The organism is Streptomyces sp. NBC_00086 (genome assembly GCF_026343255.1).
Taxonomy (GTDB): Bacteria; Actinomycetota; Actinomycetes; order Streptomycetales; family Streptomycetaceae; genus Streptomyces.
This window is the reverse complement of the sequence record NZ_JAPELZ010000001.1, coordinates 5,527,982-5,543,791: the sequence shown is the minus strand read 5'-3', so window position 1 is coordinate 5,543,791 and position 15,810 is coordinate 5,527,982. Positions and strand designations below refer to the sequence as shown.

Below are 15,810 nucleotides of genomic sequence, written 5' to 3'. Positions count from 1 at the left end.
CCCGGAAGGCTCAGCCCTTCGGAAGGGTCGCGAGGACCTCGTACGCGTCCTGCGTCCGCGTGGCCGTCAGGGTGCCGCCCAGGCTGCGCACGCGCTCGGACATGCTCGCCGTGCCCGAGCCCGCCGAGACGGGGGCCCTGGTCGGGTTGCGCCGCGCCAGCCCGTTGCGGACGGCGATCCGCAGCTGCGGCCCGTCCGCCGCGATGGACACCTCGATGGTCTCGCCGCGCGCGTGCTTGGCTGCGTTGGTGAGGCATTCCTGCACCACCCGGTAGACCGCCGCCTGGCGCAGCGGCGACAGCCCGTGCACGTCCGGATCCAGGGCGAGCCGTACGGGCGAACCCGCGCGCCCGCTCTCCTCCGCGAGCGCCGCCAGCCCTTCCACGCCCGGGGTGGCCGCCCGCTCCCCGCGCTGCACGATGATCTCGTTGAGCACCAGGTGCGCCCGCCGGGCGGTGTCGGCGAGCTCCTCGAAGTCCTTCGCGTACGCCGTCTCGCGCGAGCGCATCGACAACACCTCGGAGCGGACCGTCAGCAGGGTCAGCTCGCGCCCGACGAAATCGTGGACGTCGCGGGCGACGGAGGTCCGCTCCTGCTGGACGGCCTGCAGGACGGCGGACTCCGCGCGCCGGGTGTCGAGCTCGCGCACGAGGTCGTGGCGGTAGGCGGCGATGCCCACGGCCGAGGCGAGGACCCCGATGGGCACGACGAGGCTGAGGAAGGAGCTGAGGGTCTCGGCCCGGGCCATCGGCCAGCCCGGCACGCAGCAGAAGAGGCACACCGCGAAGGCGAGGTAGCCGAGGGTGGCGAGGACGCCGGCCCGGCGCCCGCGGAAGCGGCCCACCGAGTACAGCGCGAACTGGATCAGGGTCAGCTCGTGCAGCCAGCCGATGAAGAGCAGCGCGGCGAGGTACGAGACCCAGGGCAGCCGGCGCCGCACCAGCAGGGTGGAGCAGCCGAGCGCCAGCACGACCGCTGCGGAGGGCCCGCTCAGGGAGTTGTCGGCGGCCGCCAGGCCCGGCAGGTCGAGCGCCATCAGGCCCAGGCAGCTGAGGGCCGCGAGCAGGTCCATCGCGCGCGGCGAACCGGCCCAGCCCTGCGCGAGCCGGCGGCCGAAGGCCAGCAGCCGGTGGGGCGCCGAGAGGGCGGGCTTGACGTGCATGCCCTCCATCATCCGTGGTCGGCGCGCCCGGATCCGGGCCACCAGGACCCGAGAACGCGTGATTTAGGGCACTTCGGACAGGCCGGAGGTCCCCCGGCCCGGAGGCCTTGCGCTCTACCAGGGGCCGCTCGCGGGCTCGTAGCGTCGGGAGAATGACCACCCACCAGGGAACGACCGCCCATCAGGGAACAGCCACCCCCCGGGGCACCGCCCTGCTCCTGCTGATCGGCGGCCTCATCGGCACCCTGGCCTCGGGCGTCCTCACCTACGACCGCATCCGCACCCTGGAGGACCCGCTCTTCACCCCGGGCTGCAACGTCAACGCGGTGCTGAGCTGCGGCGACGTGATGACCACCTGGCAGGGCAACCTGCTCGGCTTCCCCAACATGCTGCTCGGCCTCGCCGGCTTCGCGGTCCTGGCCGGGCTGGGTACGGCCCTGGTCGCCGGGGCGGTGCTCCCCCGCCGGCTGTGGCTCGGACTGTGGGCCGGGATCGCGGCCGGGTTCGCCTTCACGGTGTGGCTGATCAGCCAGTGCCTGTACGTGATCGGCGCCCTGTGCCCGTGGTGCATGGTCGTCTGGGCGGTGATGATCCCGCTGTTCTGGTACGTCACCCGGCACCTGGCCCCGGCCGGCTCCCGGCTGCGGGCGCTCCCCCACTGGGTGGTGCCGCTGGCCGCGTACGGCGTGGTCGCGGTGCTCATCCTGACGAAGTTCGGCACCCGGCTGCTGTGACGCCGGGCCCCCGCGGGGAACAGATACGGCGAAGGCCCCCACGTCGACCGACGGCGTGGGGGCCTTCGCTTGTGTCCTACAGGCGTGCTCAGCCCTCGGGCAGCGCCGCCAGCTGGGCCTGGAGACGGACGATGTCGTCCTCCGCCTTGGTCAGCCGGCCCTTGATCTTGTCCACGACGTTGTCGGGGGCCTTGGCGATGAACGCCTCGTTCCCGAGCTTCGCCTCGGCCTGCTGCTTCTCCTTCTCGGCGGCGGCCAGGTCCTTGCTCAGCCGCTTGCGCTCCGCCGGGATGTCGATGGTGCCCGACAGGTCGAGCGCGACCGTGGCTCCGCCGACCGGCAGGGTGGCGGTGGCGCTGAAGTCGTCGCCCTCCGGCTGGAGGCGCAGCACCTGGCGGATGGCGGCCTCGTGGGCGGCCAGCGCCGTGGCGGAGAGGTCCAGGCGGGCCGGGACCTTCTGCTTGTCGTCGAGGCCCTGCTCCTTGCGGAACCGGCGGACCTCGCGGACCAGGCTCTGGACGCCGTCGATTTCGGCATCGGCGGCCGCGTCGCGGAAGCCACTGTCCTTGGGCCATTCGGCGATCACCAGGGACTCGCCGCCGGTCAGCGTGGTCCACAGGGTCTCGGTGACGAAGGGGACCACCGGGTGCAGCAGGCGCAGCATGACGTCGAGGACCTCGCCGAGGACCCGGGCGGAGGCCTTGGCCGGCTCGCCGCCCGCGAAGAAGGTCGTCTTCGACAGCTCGACGTACCAGTCGAAGACCTCGTCCCACGCGAAGTGGTAGAGCGCCTCGCTGAGCTTCGAGAACTGGTAGTCCTCGTAGAAGGCGTCGGCCTGCGCGACGGTCTCGTTCAGCCGGGACAGGATCCAGCGGTCGGTCGCCGACATCTCCTCGACCGACGGCAGGTCGCCCTCGATCGTGGCGCCGTTCATCATCGCGAAGCGGGTGGCGTTCCAGATCTTGTTGGCGAACTTGCTGGAGGCCTGGACCCAGTCCTCGCCGATCGGGACGTCGACACCCGGGTTGGCGCCGCGCGCCAGGGTGAAGCGGACCGCGTCGGAGCCGTACTTGTCCATCCAGTCGAGCGGGTTGACCGCGTTGCCGAAGGACTTCGACATCTTCTTGCCGCGCTCGTCGCGGACCATGCCGTGCAGGGCGATGGTGTGGAACGGCGGGGTGCCGTCCATCGCGTACAGGCCGAACATCATCATCCGGGCGACCCAGAAGAAGAGGATGTCGTAGCCGGTGACCAGGACGGCGTTCGGGTAGAACTTCGCCAGGCTGTCGGTCTGCTGCGGCCAGCCGAGCGTGGAGAACGGCCACAGGCCCGAGGAGAACCAGGTGTCCAGGACGTCGGTGTCCTGGGTCCAGCCCTCGCCGCTCGGCGGCTGCTCGTCGGGGCCGACGCAGACGATCTCGCCGTTCGGGCCGTACCAGACGGGGATGCGGTGGCCCCACCACAGCTGGCGCGAGATGCACCAGTCGTGGAGGTTGTCGACCCAGTCGAAGTAGCGCTTCTCCATCTCCTGCGGGTGGATCTTGACCTGGCCGTCGCGGACCGCGTCACCGGCGGCCTTGGCGAGCGGGCCGACCTTGACCCACCACTGGAGCGAGAGGCGGGGCTCGATGGTGGTCTTGCAGCGCGAGCAGTGGCCGACGGAGTGCGTGTACGGGCGCTTCTCGGCGACGATCCGGCCCTCGGCGCGCAGCGCGGCGACGATGGCGGAACGGGCCTCCAGCCGGTCCAGGCCCAGGAACGGGCCGTGGACGGTGATGACGGCGTGCTCGTCCATGACGGCGAGGTTGGGCAGGCCGTGGCGCTGGCCGATCTCGAAGTCGTTGGGGTCGTGCGCCGGGGTCACCTTGACGGCGCCGGTGCCGAACTCGGGGTCGACGTGCTCGTCGGCGACGACCGGGATGCGGCGGCCGGTGAGCGGCAGCTCGATCTCGGTGCCGACGAGGTGCTTGTAGCGCTCGTCGTCGGGGTGGACGGCAACGGCCGTGTCACCCAGCATCGTTTCGGCGCGGGTGGTGGCCACGACGATGGAGGCGTCGCCCTCGCCGTAGCGGATGGAGACGAGCTCGCCCTCGTCGTCCTGGTACTCGACCTCGATGTCGGAGATCGCGGTGAGGCAGCGGGGGCACCAGTTGATGATGCGCTCGGCGCGGTAGATCAGCTCGTCGTCGTAGAGCTTCTTGAAGATGGTCTGGACGGCCTCGGACAGGCCCTCGTCCATGGTGAAGCGCTCGCGCGACCAGTCGACGCCGTCGCCGAGGCGGCGCATCTGGCCGGAGATCTGGCCGCCGGACTCGCCCTTCCACTGCCAGACGCGCTCGACGAAGGCCTCGCGGCCCAGGTCGTGGCGGGACTTGCCCTCCTTGGCGAGCTCGCGCTCGACGACGTTCTGGGTGGCGATGCCGGCGTGGTCCATGCCGGGCTGCCACAGGGTCTCGTAGCCCTGCATGCGCTTGCGGCGGGTGATGGCGTCGATCAGCGTGTGCTCGAAGGCGTGCCCCAGGTGGAGGCTTCCGGTGACGTTCGGCGGCGGGATGACGATGGCGAAGGGGGGCTTGTCGCTCTTCTCGTCCGCCTCGAAGTACCCACGCTCTACCCAGCGCTCGTAGAGCTTCCCCTCTACATCGGCCGGCGCGTACGAAGTCGGCAGTTCGGAGTAGGGGCTGCTGGGTGTCTGCGTGTTCTCGGTCACGAGCCACAGTTTAGAGCGGTAACAGTCCAGTCATGAAACCGGCTTTCCCAGGACCCGGCGCCCTGAGCGCCTCCGGCTTCCGCCAGGATGTGTGGGACGCATAAACAACCTCATGGGGGGACGCGGGATGAGCTACAACCAGCCGGGACCGTACGGGGGCCAGCAGCCGCAGCAGCCGGGGCCTTACGGACAGCAGCCGCAGCAGCCGGGCCCGTACGGACAGCAGCCCGGCCCCTACGGCCAGCAGCCCGGCGCGCAGCCCGGCTACGGCTACCCGCAGCAGGCCCCCCAGGGAGTCCCGCAGCAGGGCTACCCGCAGCAGCAGCCCGGCTTCCCCCAGCAGCAGGCCCCGTACGGCGGCTACCAGCAGCAGCCTCCGTACGGCGGCGGGATGCCCCCGCAGCAGCCCCCGAAGAAGTCGAAGGCCGGCGTGATCATCGCGGTGGTCCTGGCGGTGGCCGTGATCGGCGGCGGCGGCTGGTACTTCACGCAGGGCGGCGGCGCCTCCGCGGACATCTCCGCAGACACCAAGGGCTACAAGCTGGTCGCCCCTGCGTCGGTCGATGACTTCAAGAAGGACCCGAAGAGCAAGCCTGAGGAGTTCACCGACAAGGACCGCAAGGAGGCGGAAGCGGTCGGCGTGAAGAACCCGACCCAGGTCGCTCAGGCCTACCAGTCCGGTGACCCTAAGAACCCGCTGGCCGTCAAGGCGCTCAACTTCCAGGGCGTGTACGGCGAGATCGCCAACCCGGAGAAGGCCGTGGACGCCTACTTCGCCATGGCCAAGGCCGATTCGATGAAGAGCGAGGACGACGGGCAGGCGGAACTGGTCGGCTCCCCCAAGGTGATGAAGCCGGCCGGCTTCAAGGGTGCGGTCATGAAGTGCCAGGAGCTCAAGCTCACTCCGAAGAAGTCGGACACGAGCCCGCTCACGAAGCCCTTCACCATCCCGGTCTGCATCTGGGGTGACTACAGCACCCTGTCCATCGTGAGCATGGTGGACTTCGCCTCCGTCATGGGCGGCGCCCAGAGCTTCACCCTGGAACAGACGGCGGGCTACACCGCGAAGCTCTACAACACGGCCCGCTCTAAGGCCTGATCGCCAGCAGCCTGCACGGGCACTCGTCTCCGTGCAGGCCGGCCACGGCCAGAGGGCTAGCGGCCCGCGCGGTAGCACGCCTCGACGGCGGGCTCCTTCCTGACTCCAATGTTTGTCAAGCCGAAGTAGCACGAACCCCAGCGTCCTGGGTTGACAAGGACGCTGACGCTACCCGCCTTACAACCAGACTCCACCTTCGGGCCTATCCGATAGCCCTGCGTGTGGAGGTAATGCTGGCAATCACCCTGATCAGCCGACGCCGGCGTAGCCGCCACCATCGGCAGCACGGTAGCGGCCACCGTTACCGCCAGGGCTCCCATGACACGGTTCAACTTCACGCTCTTACCTCTCGATCGAAAGCCGTTCGAGGCAAAGCCGATCAAGGAACCCTGCGTCACGCCAGACCATAGCGAACTTATGTCTGATTGCAGCGCAAGTTGGGCCGACCGCGGAAGGGGCGCCCCCAATCGGGGGCGCCCCTTCCGCTTACGCGTACCCTGCCTGGCAGCTACGCCGACTTCTCGTGCGGGCCCTGGTCCTTCGGGACGATCCGCGGGACCAGCGTCGGGTTGACGTTGGAGCGGACCACGTCCGAGGTGATGACCACGCGGGCCACGTCCTTGCGGGACGGGACCTCGTACATCACCGACATCAGGACCTCTTCCATGATGGCGCGCAGGCCGCGCGCGCCGGTCTGGCGCAGGATCGCCTGGTCGGCGATGGCTTCGAGGGCCTCGCGCTCGAAGTCCAGCTCCACGCCGTCGAGTTCGAACAGCCGCTGGTACTGCTTCACCAGGGCGTTGCGCGGCTCGATGAGGATCTGGAGCAGGGCCTCGCGGTCCAGGTTGTGGACCGAGGTGATGACGGGCAGACGGCCGATGAACTCGGGGATCATCCCGAACTTCACCAGGTCCTCCGGCATGACCTCCTGGAACTGGTTGCTCGCCTCGATCTCGCGCTTCGAGCGGATGGTCGCCCCGAAGCCGATGCCCTTGGCGCCGGCGCGGGACTCGATGATCCGCTCCAGGCCGGAGAAGGCGCCGCCCACGATGAACAGCACGTTCGTCGTGTCGATCTGGATGAACTCCTGGTGCGGGTGCTTGCGGCCGCCCTGCGGCGGCACGGAAGCGGTGGTGCCTTCCAGGATCTTCAGGAGGGCCTGCTGCACGCCCTCGCCGCTCACGTCGCGCGTGATCGACGGGTTCTCGCTCTTGCGGGCGACCTTGTCGATCTCGTCGATGTAGATGATCCCGGTTTCGGCCTTCTTGACGTCGTAGTCGGCCGCCTGGATCAGCTTGAGCAGGATGTTCTCGACGTCCTCGCCGACGTACCCGGCCTCCGTGAGCGCCGTCGCGTCCGCGATGGCGAACGGGACGTTGAGCATGCGGGCGAGCGTCTGGGCCAGCAGCGTCTTGCCCGAGCCCGTGGGGCCGAGCAGGAGGATGTTGGACTTCGCGAGCTCGATCGCGTCGTCACGGCCCGTCCCGCCGCCGTTCTCTCCGGCCTGGACGCGCTTGTAGTGGTTGTACACCGCGACGGAGAGCGCCTTCTTCGCCGGCTCCTGGCCGACGACGTAGCTCTCCAGGAACTCGTAGATCTCACGGGGCTTGGGAAGTTCTTCCCAGCGAACCTCGGAGGTCTCCGCGAGTTCCTCTTCGATGATCTCGTTGCAGAGGTCGATGCACTCGTCGCAGATGTACACACCGGGTCCCGCGATGAGCTTCTTCACCTGCTTCTGGCTCTTTCCGCAGAACGAGCACTTGAGCAGGTCGCCGCCGTCACCGATGCGTGCCACGAGGTGCTTCCCCTTCGCCTGGGAGACGCCTGGTTCAGCGCTCCTGGTGCCTCATATCCGACGGTACCTTGCCGGGGGCCCCGTGCGGGGCCCCCTTGACGTGGTTCACATCGCGTAATCCCCGCGACGTGCCCACGCCAACTGGCGGCAAGGTTCAGTTCGAAGTCTTGCGGGTCGCGACGACCTGGTCGATCAGGCCGTACGCCAGCGCGTCCTGGGCCGTCAGGATCTTGTCGCGCTCGATGTCGTCGCGGATCTTCTCGATCGGCGTCGAGGAGTGCGTGGCCAGCATGTTCTCCAGCTGGTCGCGCATGCGCAGGATCTCGTTGGCCGCGATCTCCAGGTCGGAGAGCTGCTCACGGCCGGTGCCGCCCGAGGGCTGGTGGATCAGCACGCGGGCGTTCGGCAGCGCCATGCGCTTGCCGGGCGCGCCGGCGGCGAGCAGGACGGCGGCGGCAGAGGCCGCCTGGCCCATGCAGACCGTCGAGATGTCCGGCTTCACGAACTGCATCGTGTCGTAGATCGCCGTCAGCGCGGTGAAGGAGCCGCCGGGGCTGTTGATGTACAGGTAGATGTCGCGGTCCGGGTCCATCGACTCCAGGCACAGGAGCTGCGCCATGACGTCGTTGGCGGAGGCGTCGTCGATCTGCACGCCGAGGAAGATGATGCGCTCCTCGAAGAGCTTCGCGTACGGGTCGTACTCGCGGACGCCCTGCGAGGTGCGCTCCACGAAGCGCGGCACGACGTAGCGGTTGTCCACCGGCGCGCCGGTGTAGAGGCCGCTCGCGGGAGAAAGGTTGTTCATGTGCATCTGGGTGTTCACCGTCCTGGTGGCGTTCTGCGGGCTGAGGCTTGCCTGGTGCGGGGCGGGCGAAGGGCCCCCGTAGGGGATCCCTCACGCCGGGCCGGGGCCGGGATCAGGCCCCGGTGCCGCCGCCGCCCGGGACCAGCGACGCGGCGGAGATGATCTCGTCGATCAGGCCGTAGGCCTTGGCCTCTTCCGCCGTGTACCAGCGGTCGCGGTCACCGTCGCGGATGATCGTCTCCACGGTCTGGCCGGAGTGGTGCGCGGTGATCTCAGCCATGCGCTGCTTCGTGCGCAGCAGGTACTGGGCCTGGATCTTGATGTCCGAGGCGGTGCCGCCGATGCCGGCGGAGCCCTGGTGCATCAGGATGTCGGTGTTCGGGAGCGCGAAGCGCTTGCCCGGGGTGCCGCCGGTGAGCAGGAACTGGCCCATGGAGGCCGCCATGCCCATACCGATGGTGACCACGTCGTTCGGGATGTACTGCATGGTGTCGTAGACGGCCATGCCGGCCGTCACCGAGCCACCGGGGCTGTTGATGTACAGGTAGATGTCCTTCTCCGGCTCGGCGGCCAGGAGCAGGAGCTGCGCGGTGATCTTGTTGGCGATGTCGTCGTCGACCTGCTGGCCGAGGAAGATGATGCGCTCGCCGAGCAGCCGGTTGTAGACATGGTCGCCGAGGCCGCCACCGATGGACGGCTCACCCGCGGCGTAAGGCTTCAGATTCGTCACGTATCCACCTGCTCGTCTCCGACGGCCATGTGCCGTCTCAGCGTCTCGTTCTGGGGCGCGGACCTGCCGTGCGGACGATGTCCACCGGCGTCGGGTACTCCCGTGCCCTCGTATTCATGGACCCTAACGCGCAGCTACGACAACGCCATCCCGCTTCCCGAACTGTTCGCTCGGAGCGCAAGGTCAGAGGCCCCTCACGGAGGGTCTCGCAGGGGGTCTCCGGGAGGGCGTCCCGCAGCAAGGCCGAAGGGCCCGGACGCGATGGCGTACGGGCCCTCCGGGCCGTGCTCTGGTGCTGCTCAGTGGGGGTGACCCCGGGTGTTACTTGGCTTCGTCGGCCGCGATCTCGCCGTCGGCCTCGACCACGTTCTCGACGGTCTCGGCAGCCTGCTCGACCGCGTTCTCAGCGTTCTCGTCGTCCTCGTCGTCGGAGAGGTCGACGACCTCACCGTTGGTGTCGGTGACCTTGGCGGCCTCGACGACGGCCGCGAGGGCCTTGCCGCGGGCGACCTCGCCGACGAGCATCGGAACCTGGCCACCCTCGACGACGGCCTGGGCGAACTGGTCGGGGGACATGCCGGAGGAGGCGGCGCGACGCATGAGGTGCTCGGTGAGCTCCTCCTGGTTCACGTTCAGCTTCTCCTTGTTGACCAGCTCGTCGAGGACGAACTGGGTCTTGATGCCCTTGATCGCCTGCTCGGCGGTCTCGGCGTCGAACTCCTCGACCGTCTTGCCCTGGATCTCCAGGTACTTCTCGATGGTGAGGCCCATCTGGCCGAGCTGGTGGTGCTCCAGGTTGTGCTTGCGCGTCTGGACCTCGTCCGCGAGGAGCTTCTCGGGGATCGGGACCTCGACGAGCTCCAGCAGCTTCTCCAGGACGCGCTCCTGGGCCTGCGTGGCCTGGTCGTACTGCTTCATGTTCTCGAGGCGCTTGCGGCTGTCGGCCTTCAGCTCCTCGATGGTGTCGAACTCGCTGGCCAGGCCGGCGAACTCGTCGTCCAGCTCCGGCAGCTCACGGGCCTGGACCTTGGTGACCTTGACGGTGACCTCGGAGTCCTTGCCCTCGGCGGAGCCGCCCTTCAGCTGGGAGGTGAAGGTGGCCTCGCCACCGGCCTCCAGGCCCTTGACGGCCTCGTCGATGCCTTCGAGAAGCTCGCCCGAGCCGATGGTGTAGGAGACGTCCTGGGCGACACCGTCCTCCAGCACCTCGCCGTCGACCTTGGCCTCGAGGTCGATGGTGACGACGTCGCCGTCCTGCGCCGCGCGCTCGACGTCCTTGGTGGTCGCGAAACGGCCGCGCAGCTGCTCGACCGACTTCTCGACGTCCTCGTCCGAGACCTCGACGGCGTCCACGGTGACCTCGATGCCGGAGTAGTCCGGGATCTCGATCGCGGGACGGATGTCGACCTCGGCGGTGAAGGCCAGCAGTTCGCCGTCCTTCAGCTCGGTGATGTCGACGTCGGGCTGGCCCAGCGGGTTCAGGTCGGCCTCGTTGACGGCCTCGGTGTAGAACTTCGGGAGGGCGTCGTTGACGGCCTCCTCCAGCACCGCACCGCGGCCGAAGCGCTGGTCGATGACACGGGCCGGGATCTTGCCCTTGCGGAAGCCCTTCACCGTGACCTGCTGGTTGATCTTCTTGTAGGCCGCGTCGAGGCTGTCCTTGAGCTCCTCGAAGGGCACCTCAACAGTGAGCCGAACCCGAGTCGGGTTCAGGGTCTCCACGGCGCTCTTCACGGTTCGGTCTCCTTGTGGCTGACTGCTGGGGGTCTCTGCTCATCGCCGCGGTCTAGCGGTTCTCAGCGGATCGGGCCCGGTACATCAGACACACGGGCACGCAGCTTGCATAGTAGCCGCAAGCGGCAATCAGCCCACAACGCGATCATCAACGCGGTCCCGAAGGGGGATCGCGCGGTCCTCCTGCTGGTCGGGGTGGCCGGATTCGAACCGACGACCTTCCGCTCCCAAAGCGGACGCGCTACCAAGCTGCGCCACACCCCGTCGGTGCGACACGTAGGGTACATGCCCGAAGACCCTCCGCCGCGCGGAGTTTCGGCGAAAGGCGCGCCCGGGGCCCACGGCGATGCCCCGGCGGCGCGGCCGCGGCCACACGCGGGCGCGAAATGCTGTGTGCGATCCCCCGCCGGGACCCGCTAGGATGCTGTTCGTGCCGCGGTCCCCGGACCTGCGTCGCACGTGCTGCGGGTGTAGCTCAATGGTAGAGCACTAGTCTTCCAAACTAGCTACGCGGGTTCGATTCCCGTCACCCGCTCAGAGACGCAAAGGGCCAGGTCAGAGGATGTTTCCTCGACCTGGCCCTTCGTCGTTCCCGGGGCTGCGATCAGCTCCGCGTGCCCCCTGCGTGCCCCTTCCGCTGTGGATCTTCCTTCGTGCCCTTGGTGGCCCTCACGGGCTTCTTGGAAGTCTTGGGGACCTTGGGCTTCTCGATCTTGCGGCTCTTCTTCACGAGCCCGCTCAGGGCATCGGCGATCAGCCGGTCCCGATCGGCGCTGGCGTGCTGGTAGATCAGCGCGGCACGGGCGGTGCTGTGACCCATGCGCGTCATCAACTCCCGGGTGCTGGCACCCGTTGACGCGGCCAGCGTGTTGCCCGTGTGCCGGAGATCGTGGAAGTGCAGCCCCTTGATCCCCGCTTCTCGACACGCCTTGTGCCAGAGCCGGTTGAAGTGGTTCCGGCGCGGGGTCGCCCCCTTGGCCCCGACGAAGACACGCCCATCGGCGCCGGCCTCCGCGTACCGCTTCAGGTGTTCATGAAGGTCCGGGAGGATCACGCCGGGGATGGAGACCGTCCTCTTACCCGCGGCACTCTTCGGCGCCTTGATCTCCCGCTGCCCGTTGCTCAGTTCGGCGACAGCCCGCCGGACACGCACGGTCCGTTGCTCCAGATCGACATCCCGCCGGTGGAGGCCGATCAGCTCGCCCCAGCGCAGCCCGAGGAATCCGGCCATGAGCACGAGGGTCCGGTAGCGCGGCTGGATCGATTCGGCCAGCGCGTAGACCTCCTTAACCGTGGCGGTGGGTCGCTCCGGGGTGTGCACGCTGCTGGCGCCCTTGACCTGGCAGGGGTTGCGCCGGATCAGCTCGTCGGACACGGCCGTACCCAGGATGGCGCGGAGCAGGGCGTAGGCCTTGGCCACCGTGGTGGGCCCGGTACCGCCGGCGAGCTTGTCGGCACGCCAGCGCCGTACGAGGGGTGGCGAGATCTCCCCCAGGTTGACCCCGCCGAGGACCGGGTCCAGGTGGTGCTTGAGGAGCGAGCCGTAGAGCTGTCGCGTGGTGCTGGTCAGCTCACGCTCTTTGATCCAGGCGACGGCGTACGGCCCGAAGGCGACCTTCCCGGCGTCGGGATCACGCCAGTCACCCCGTCGCATCTCGGTCTGCGTGTCGGCGAGCCAGTCGTCCGCGTCCTTCTTGGTACGGAAGGTCTCGGGCGCGGGGCGGAGCTGTCCGTCCGGGCCGAGGTACCGAGCCTGGTACCGCCCGGAGGGCAGCTTGCGGACCCGGCCGAACGGTCGGCGCTTCCCGGCCATCAGGCTGCCACCCCTAGACGGCTGCGGCGCGGCGCGACGGTGTGGGCTTCGATGTAGGCCCGGACGGCGCTCTCAGGGATACGGACGTGTCGGCCCACCTTCACGTACGTGATCCGCCGTTCCTCGACGAGGCGTCGGGGGAACCGCACGGTGGTGCCGAGCAGTTCGGCGACCTGGACGACGCTGAGGTAGCGCTCATTCATGCTGCTCTCCTTGCAGGGCTTCGCGGGCGGTCTGGCGGTTGAGTTGGATATCCCGGGCGATGGTGGCGGCGAGGACGGATTCCCCCGGGCTGTGTCCGTGGCCGACGTACTGCCAGGAGGCGAGGACGAGCACGGTGTCCGGCTCGACGTCGTCCAGGCCGCGGGCTTCGCGTTCCTGGGCGGCGCGGTAGTCGGCGCGGGTCTGGCGGAGGGCGCCGAGGGTGGTGGAGTACTGCCTCGACTTGGTGGAGAAGTGGCCGCGGAAGCCGAGCATGTGCGACCAGGCGGCAAGGCGGCGGTCCGGGTAGAGCGGGTCGAGGTCGAGGCAGGCCCCGATCAGGCGGGCTGTGTGGTCGGGGACGTCCAGAAGGACCAAGGCCTCGCGGTTGCCGATGCGACGGTCGAGGGTGCCGGTGTTCTCGGCAGCCTTGGTTGCGTACTTGGCGACGTACGAGGCGACCGCCTGTTCGGTGATGTCGGAGCCGTCCCCGAAGGCCTTGATCGGGCGTACGTCGAGCTGGGTTCCCCACCTGAAGGTGCGGGCGGGTTGGTGAGCAGCGGCCGGGACGGTGATCGAGGTGTAGGCGTGGGCTACGGCGGCCCGGATCGAGCGGTCGAGCAGCTCCGTGGTGGCCCAGGACGGCGGAGGGCCGAGCGGGCCTGCGGGTCCGTCGATCCGGATCACGGCGTGGAAGTGGATGGCGCCGCGCTTCTGGAACTCGGCGACCTTGCCGTAGGAGATCCGGGCTTCCTCCTTCAGCTCGCGTTGGGTGAGGCCGGCGGAGGCGGCGATCTCACGGCGTAGGCGAGTGGTGAAGCGCTGCCAGAGCTGTCCCGCGTGGTTGTTGAAGAGGACAGCGGCGGCGTAGTCGTACCTGGCCGGGTCGAGGGCGGTGCCGAGTTCGAGCGCGTCCTCCTGGTGGTGCGTGCCGCAGCGGCAAGGCCGGCCGGTGGGGCGATTGTGGACCGGGCCGAAGGACGGGGCGGTGAGGGTGGCGAAGACGCGGGGGTGTTCGCGGACCGTCGCGGGGATGTCGCGGCGGTCGTCTCCCGCCAGGCCTGCCCGGATCAGGTGATAGGTGTCTCCGGCGTATGTCCAAGCGCAGGCCGGGCAACGGGACGCGCGGCGGTTGCCACAGGCGATGCGGAGGCGGGCACCAGGCTCGTTCTCGGTGGAGTAGCGGTGCAGGATCTCGCCGGAGGTCTTGTCCTTGGCGATGGTCCAGCCGGTGATGTGGATCGGGTCGGAGCATCCTCCGGTGCGGTGGATCTGGTCTTCCCAGCGTGCGTAGCCGGGGGCGCCGGCCACCTTCAGCATGTCGCCGAGGGTGGCCGGGTCCAGGCCCGCGATGGTCGCGGTGTTGGTCACGCGGTCACCGTCCAGTGGGGACGGCGGATGGGGCGGCGCGTTCCGGTGCCGTGGCAGGTGAAGCAGTGGGCGGTGATCGTGCGGAGGTGGCCGTTGTGGTCGCGGCCGCCGAGGGTGATGGCGACGGAGGCGTGGCCGTCGCAGTTCGGGCAGAGCTCTCCCGGGGTGTTCTGCTTCATGATGGTGGTTCCGTCCGGTTCGTTGGATCGGGCAGGAATGCGGCGCCGGGACGGCGGAGACTTGGCGGTTGAGGCCGTCCCGGGGCCGGTCAACGGCTCTTGAACTCCTGGCGCAGGGCGCGGACGAGGAAGAGCATGACGACGGCGCTGATGGACAGGGCGACGGCGGTGACCGCGACGGCCAAGAGCAGTGACACAGCGACGGAGGCCAGCGCGAGGACTCCAGCGACTCCGCCGGCGGCGATTGCGAGCGCGGTGCCGGGCGAGCTCTGGACCAGGCCGCCGAAGGCGCTCGGGGACTTCACCGGGACGGGCGCCGAGCCGGGCTCCGAGTACTCGACGGGCATGGGGGTCGGGCGGATGGTCGCCGGGGTGTAGGTGTCGGGGCTGGGGTACTTGGGCTTGAACATGGCCGTTCTCCTTCCAGGGCGGGTTACTTGTTGATCGCGGTGTCGATGGCCGGGGCGAGGAAGCTGTCCGCGAGGAGGAAGCCGCCGACGAGGATCACGGCGACGAGCCAGAGCGGCGGGCGGACGAGCTTGTAGCCGAGGACACCGACGACCAGCAGGGCGAACCAGAGCGGGACGTCCATGGCGTGGGCCTTTCGGGTCAGGCGACGCGGCAGCGGTGCGAGCGGGCGGCGAGCTGGGCGGCGGTCGAGGAGTTGTAGTCCGAGGACCAGCCGCAGCCGTCGGTGGTGCAGACGGCGGTGTCCTTGTTGCGGCCGCGGTTATCGCGGTAGGTGCCGATCTGGACGGGGCCGATCTTCATGAGCGAGCGGAAGTTGATCCGGGCGGGCATGGGAGCTCCTCAGGCGAGCTGGGCGGCGATGGCTTCGGCCATGGCGGGCGGTACGCCGAGCCGGGCGCGCAGGGTCTCGGTGTCGATGTCCAAGCCGGTGCGGGTGCGGTGGTCGGCGGCGATCTTCTGGGCGTGCGCGACGAGGGCGGGCGGAGCGGTGACCGTCGTCGCGGGCACCGGGGCTGGAGCGGGTAGGGCGGGGAACTCGTCGGCCTGTACGCCGGGTTCTGTCGCCCGCTCGACCACGGGCAGGGGCGCCGGGTCAGGGCCGAGCTCCGGTGCGCTGGGCGACGTAGGCCGGTGGACCAAGAGCGTGCCGCCGAGGAAGGCGAGTGCCGGCCATCCAGCGACGAGGATGCGGAGCCAGTCAGGGACATCGCGGAGGTCGAGTAGGCCGGCGGTCGCGACGTTCGCGCCGAGCGAGGCCGCGAGGGCTACGGCGAACCAGGACCAGGCCGACCGCGAGGGCTCCCCCGCATCCCGGAGGGACCGGAGGCGGTGCCAGGCGGCGACGAGGAGCAGGTCCACGCTGACCGGGTAGGCCCAGGCCTTCCAGCCGTCCTGTCCGGCGGCTTCGGCGAGGTCGTGGAGGTGGGCGAAGGAGAGGGCTCCGGCGATGACGGCCTGGACGAGGACGGCGTCCGGGCGGACCAGGCGGGTCATGGTGTTCACCTCG

At 69.3% G+C, this 15,810-nt stretch carries 16 protein-coding genes and 2 tRNA genes; 3 read left to right on the top strand and 15 right to left on the bottom strand.

The window, feature by feature from the left end:
• Positions 1-10 precede the first annotated feature (10 nt).
• Positions 11-1,162, bottom strand: coding sequence for a sensor histidine kinase (locus OG276_RS24935; protein WP_266908924.1), 1,152 nt, complete (start codon positions 1,160-1,162; stop codon positions 11-13).
• A gap of 152 nt (positions 1,163-1,314) precedes the next feature.
• On the opposite strand from OG276_RS24935, the gene OG276_RS24930 reads away from it, so the two are divergent.
• Positions 1,315-1,896 (top strand): vitamin K epoxide reductase family protein, encoded by a 582-nt coding sequence (locus tag OG276_RS24930; protein ID WP_266908922.1) that lies wholly within the window; start codon positions 1,315-1,317, stop codon positions 1,894-1,896.
• 88 nt (positions 1,897-1,984) lie between these two features.
• On the opposite strand, the gene OG276_RS24925 is transcribed toward OG276_RS24930, so the two are convergent.
• Entirely contained in the window at positions 1,985-4,606 is a 2,622-nt protein-coding gene (locus OG276_RS24925) for a valine--tRNA ligase (protein WP_266908920.1), read from the bottom strand.
• Positions 4,607-4,733: 127 nt separating this feature from the next.
• Between OG276_RS24925 and OG276_RS24920 the strand changes: the two genes are divergently transcribed.
• Entirely contained in the window at positions 4,734-5,705 is a 972-nt protein-coding gene (locus OG276_RS24920; RefSeq protein WP_266908918.1) for a hypothetical protein, read from the top strand.
• A 508-nt stretch (positions 5,706-6,213) separates the two neighbouring features.
• Here OG276_RS24920 and clpX read toward each other — a convergent pair.
• The 5 genes from clpX to OG276_RS24895 form a co-directional block, all read right to left on the bottom strand.
• Complete coding sequence (gene clpX, locus OG276_RS24915; protein WP_250739478.1) at positions 6,214-7,500, bottom strand: ATP-dependent Clp protease ATP-binding subunit ClpX; 1,287 nt, start codon at positions 7,498-7,500, stop codon at positions 6,214-6,216.
• A 154-nt stretch (positions 7,501-7,654) separates the two neighbouring features.
• On the bottom strand, positions 7,655-8,305 hold the full coding sequence (locus tag OG276_RS24910) for an ATP-dependent Clp protease proteolytic subunit (protein ID WP_243334852.1): 651 nt from the start codon (positions 8,303-8,305) through the stop codon (positions 7,655-7,657).
• Between the two features lie 112 nt (positions 8,306-8,417).
• Positions 8,418-9,035 (bottom strand): ATP-dependent Clp protease proteolytic subunit, encoded by a 618-nt coding sequence (locus OG276_RS24905; protein WP_250739480.1) that lies wholly within the window; start codon positions 9,033-9,035, stop codon positions 8,418-8,420.
• Positions 9,036-9,356: 321 nt separating this feature from the next.
• Positions 9,357-10,769, bottom strand: a complete 1,413-nt coding sequence (gene tig / locus OG276_RS24900; RefSeq protein ID WP_266908914.1) for a trigger factor — start codon at positions 10,767-10,769, stop codon at positions 9,357-9,359.
• A gap of 187 nt (positions 10,770-10,956) precedes the next feature.
• Positions 10,957-11,033, bottom strand: a tRNA-Pro gene (locus OG276_RS24895).
• Positions 11,034-11,233: 200 nt separating this feature from the next.
• On the opposite strand from OG276_RS24895, the gene OG276_RS24890 reads away from it, so the two are divergent.
• Positions 11,234-11,304, top strand: a tRNA-Gly gene (locus OG276_RS24890).
• Between the two features lie 69 nt (positions 11,305-11,373).
• Here the strand turns inward: OG276_RS24890 and OG276_RS24885 are convergent.
• The 8 genes from OG276_RS24885 to OG276_RS24850 all read right to left on the bottom strand — a co-directional run bounded on the left by OG276_RS24885 (position 11,374) and on the right by OG276_RS24850 (position 15,797).
• On the bottom strand, positions 11,374-12,582 hold the full coding sequence (locus OG276_RS24885) for a tyrosine-type recombinase/integrase (RefSeq protein ID WP_266908912.1): 1,209 nt from the start codon (positions 12,580-12,582) through the stop codon (positions 11,374-11,376).
• Positions 12,582-12,785, bottom strand: a complete 204-nt coding sequence (locus OG276_RS24880; protein WP_266908910.1) for an excisionase family DNA-binding protein — start codon at positions 12,783-12,785, stop codon at positions 12,582-12,584. The genes OG276_RS24885 and OG276_RS24880 overlap by 1 nt, the downstream gene beginning before the upstream one ends.
• Positions 12,778-14,103, bottom strand: coding sequence for a replication initiator protein RepSA (repSA, locus tag OG276_RS24875; RefSeq protein WP_266913094.1), 1,326 nt, complete (start codon positions 14,101-14,103; stop codon positions 12,778-12,780). Before repSA ends, OG276_RS24880 begins: the two co-directional genes overlap by 8 nt.
• A 47-nt stretch (positions 14,104-14,150) precedes the next feature.
• Positions 14,151-14,333 (bottom strand): hypothetical protein, encoded by a 183-nt coding sequence (locus tag OG276_RS24870; RefSeq protein WP_266908908.1) that lies wholly within the window; start codon positions 14,331-14,333, stop codon positions 14,151-14,153.
• 89 nt (positions 14,334-14,422) lie between these two features.
• On the bottom strand, positions 14,423-14,743 hold the full coding sequence (locus OG276_RS24865; protein WP_266908906.1) for a DUF1180 domain-containing protein: 321 nt from the start codon (positions 14,741-14,743) through the stop codon (positions 14,423-14,425).
• Positions 14,744-14,766: 23 nt separating this feature from the next.
• Positions 14,767-14,925, bottom strand: coding sequence for a hypothetical protein (locus OG276_RS24860; protein WP_266908904.1), 159 nt, complete (start codon positions 14,923-14,925; stop codon positions 14,767-14,769).
• 17 nt (positions 14,926-14,942) lie between these two features.
• Positions 14,943-15,134 (bottom strand): mobile element transfer protein, encoded by a 192-nt coding sequence (locus OG276_RS24855; protein WP_266908902.1) that lies wholly within the window; start codon positions 15,132-15,134, stop codon positions 14,943-14,945.
• 9 nt (positions 15,135-15,143) lie between these two features.
• The gene (locus OG276_RS24850) at positions 15,144-15,797 is read right to left on the bottom strand and encodes a DUF2637 domain-containing protein (protein WP_266908900.1); all 654 of its coding nucleotides are present in this window, start codon (positions 15,795-15,797) and stop codon (positions 15,144-15,146) included.
• Positions 15,798-15,810: the final 13 nt, after the last annotated feature.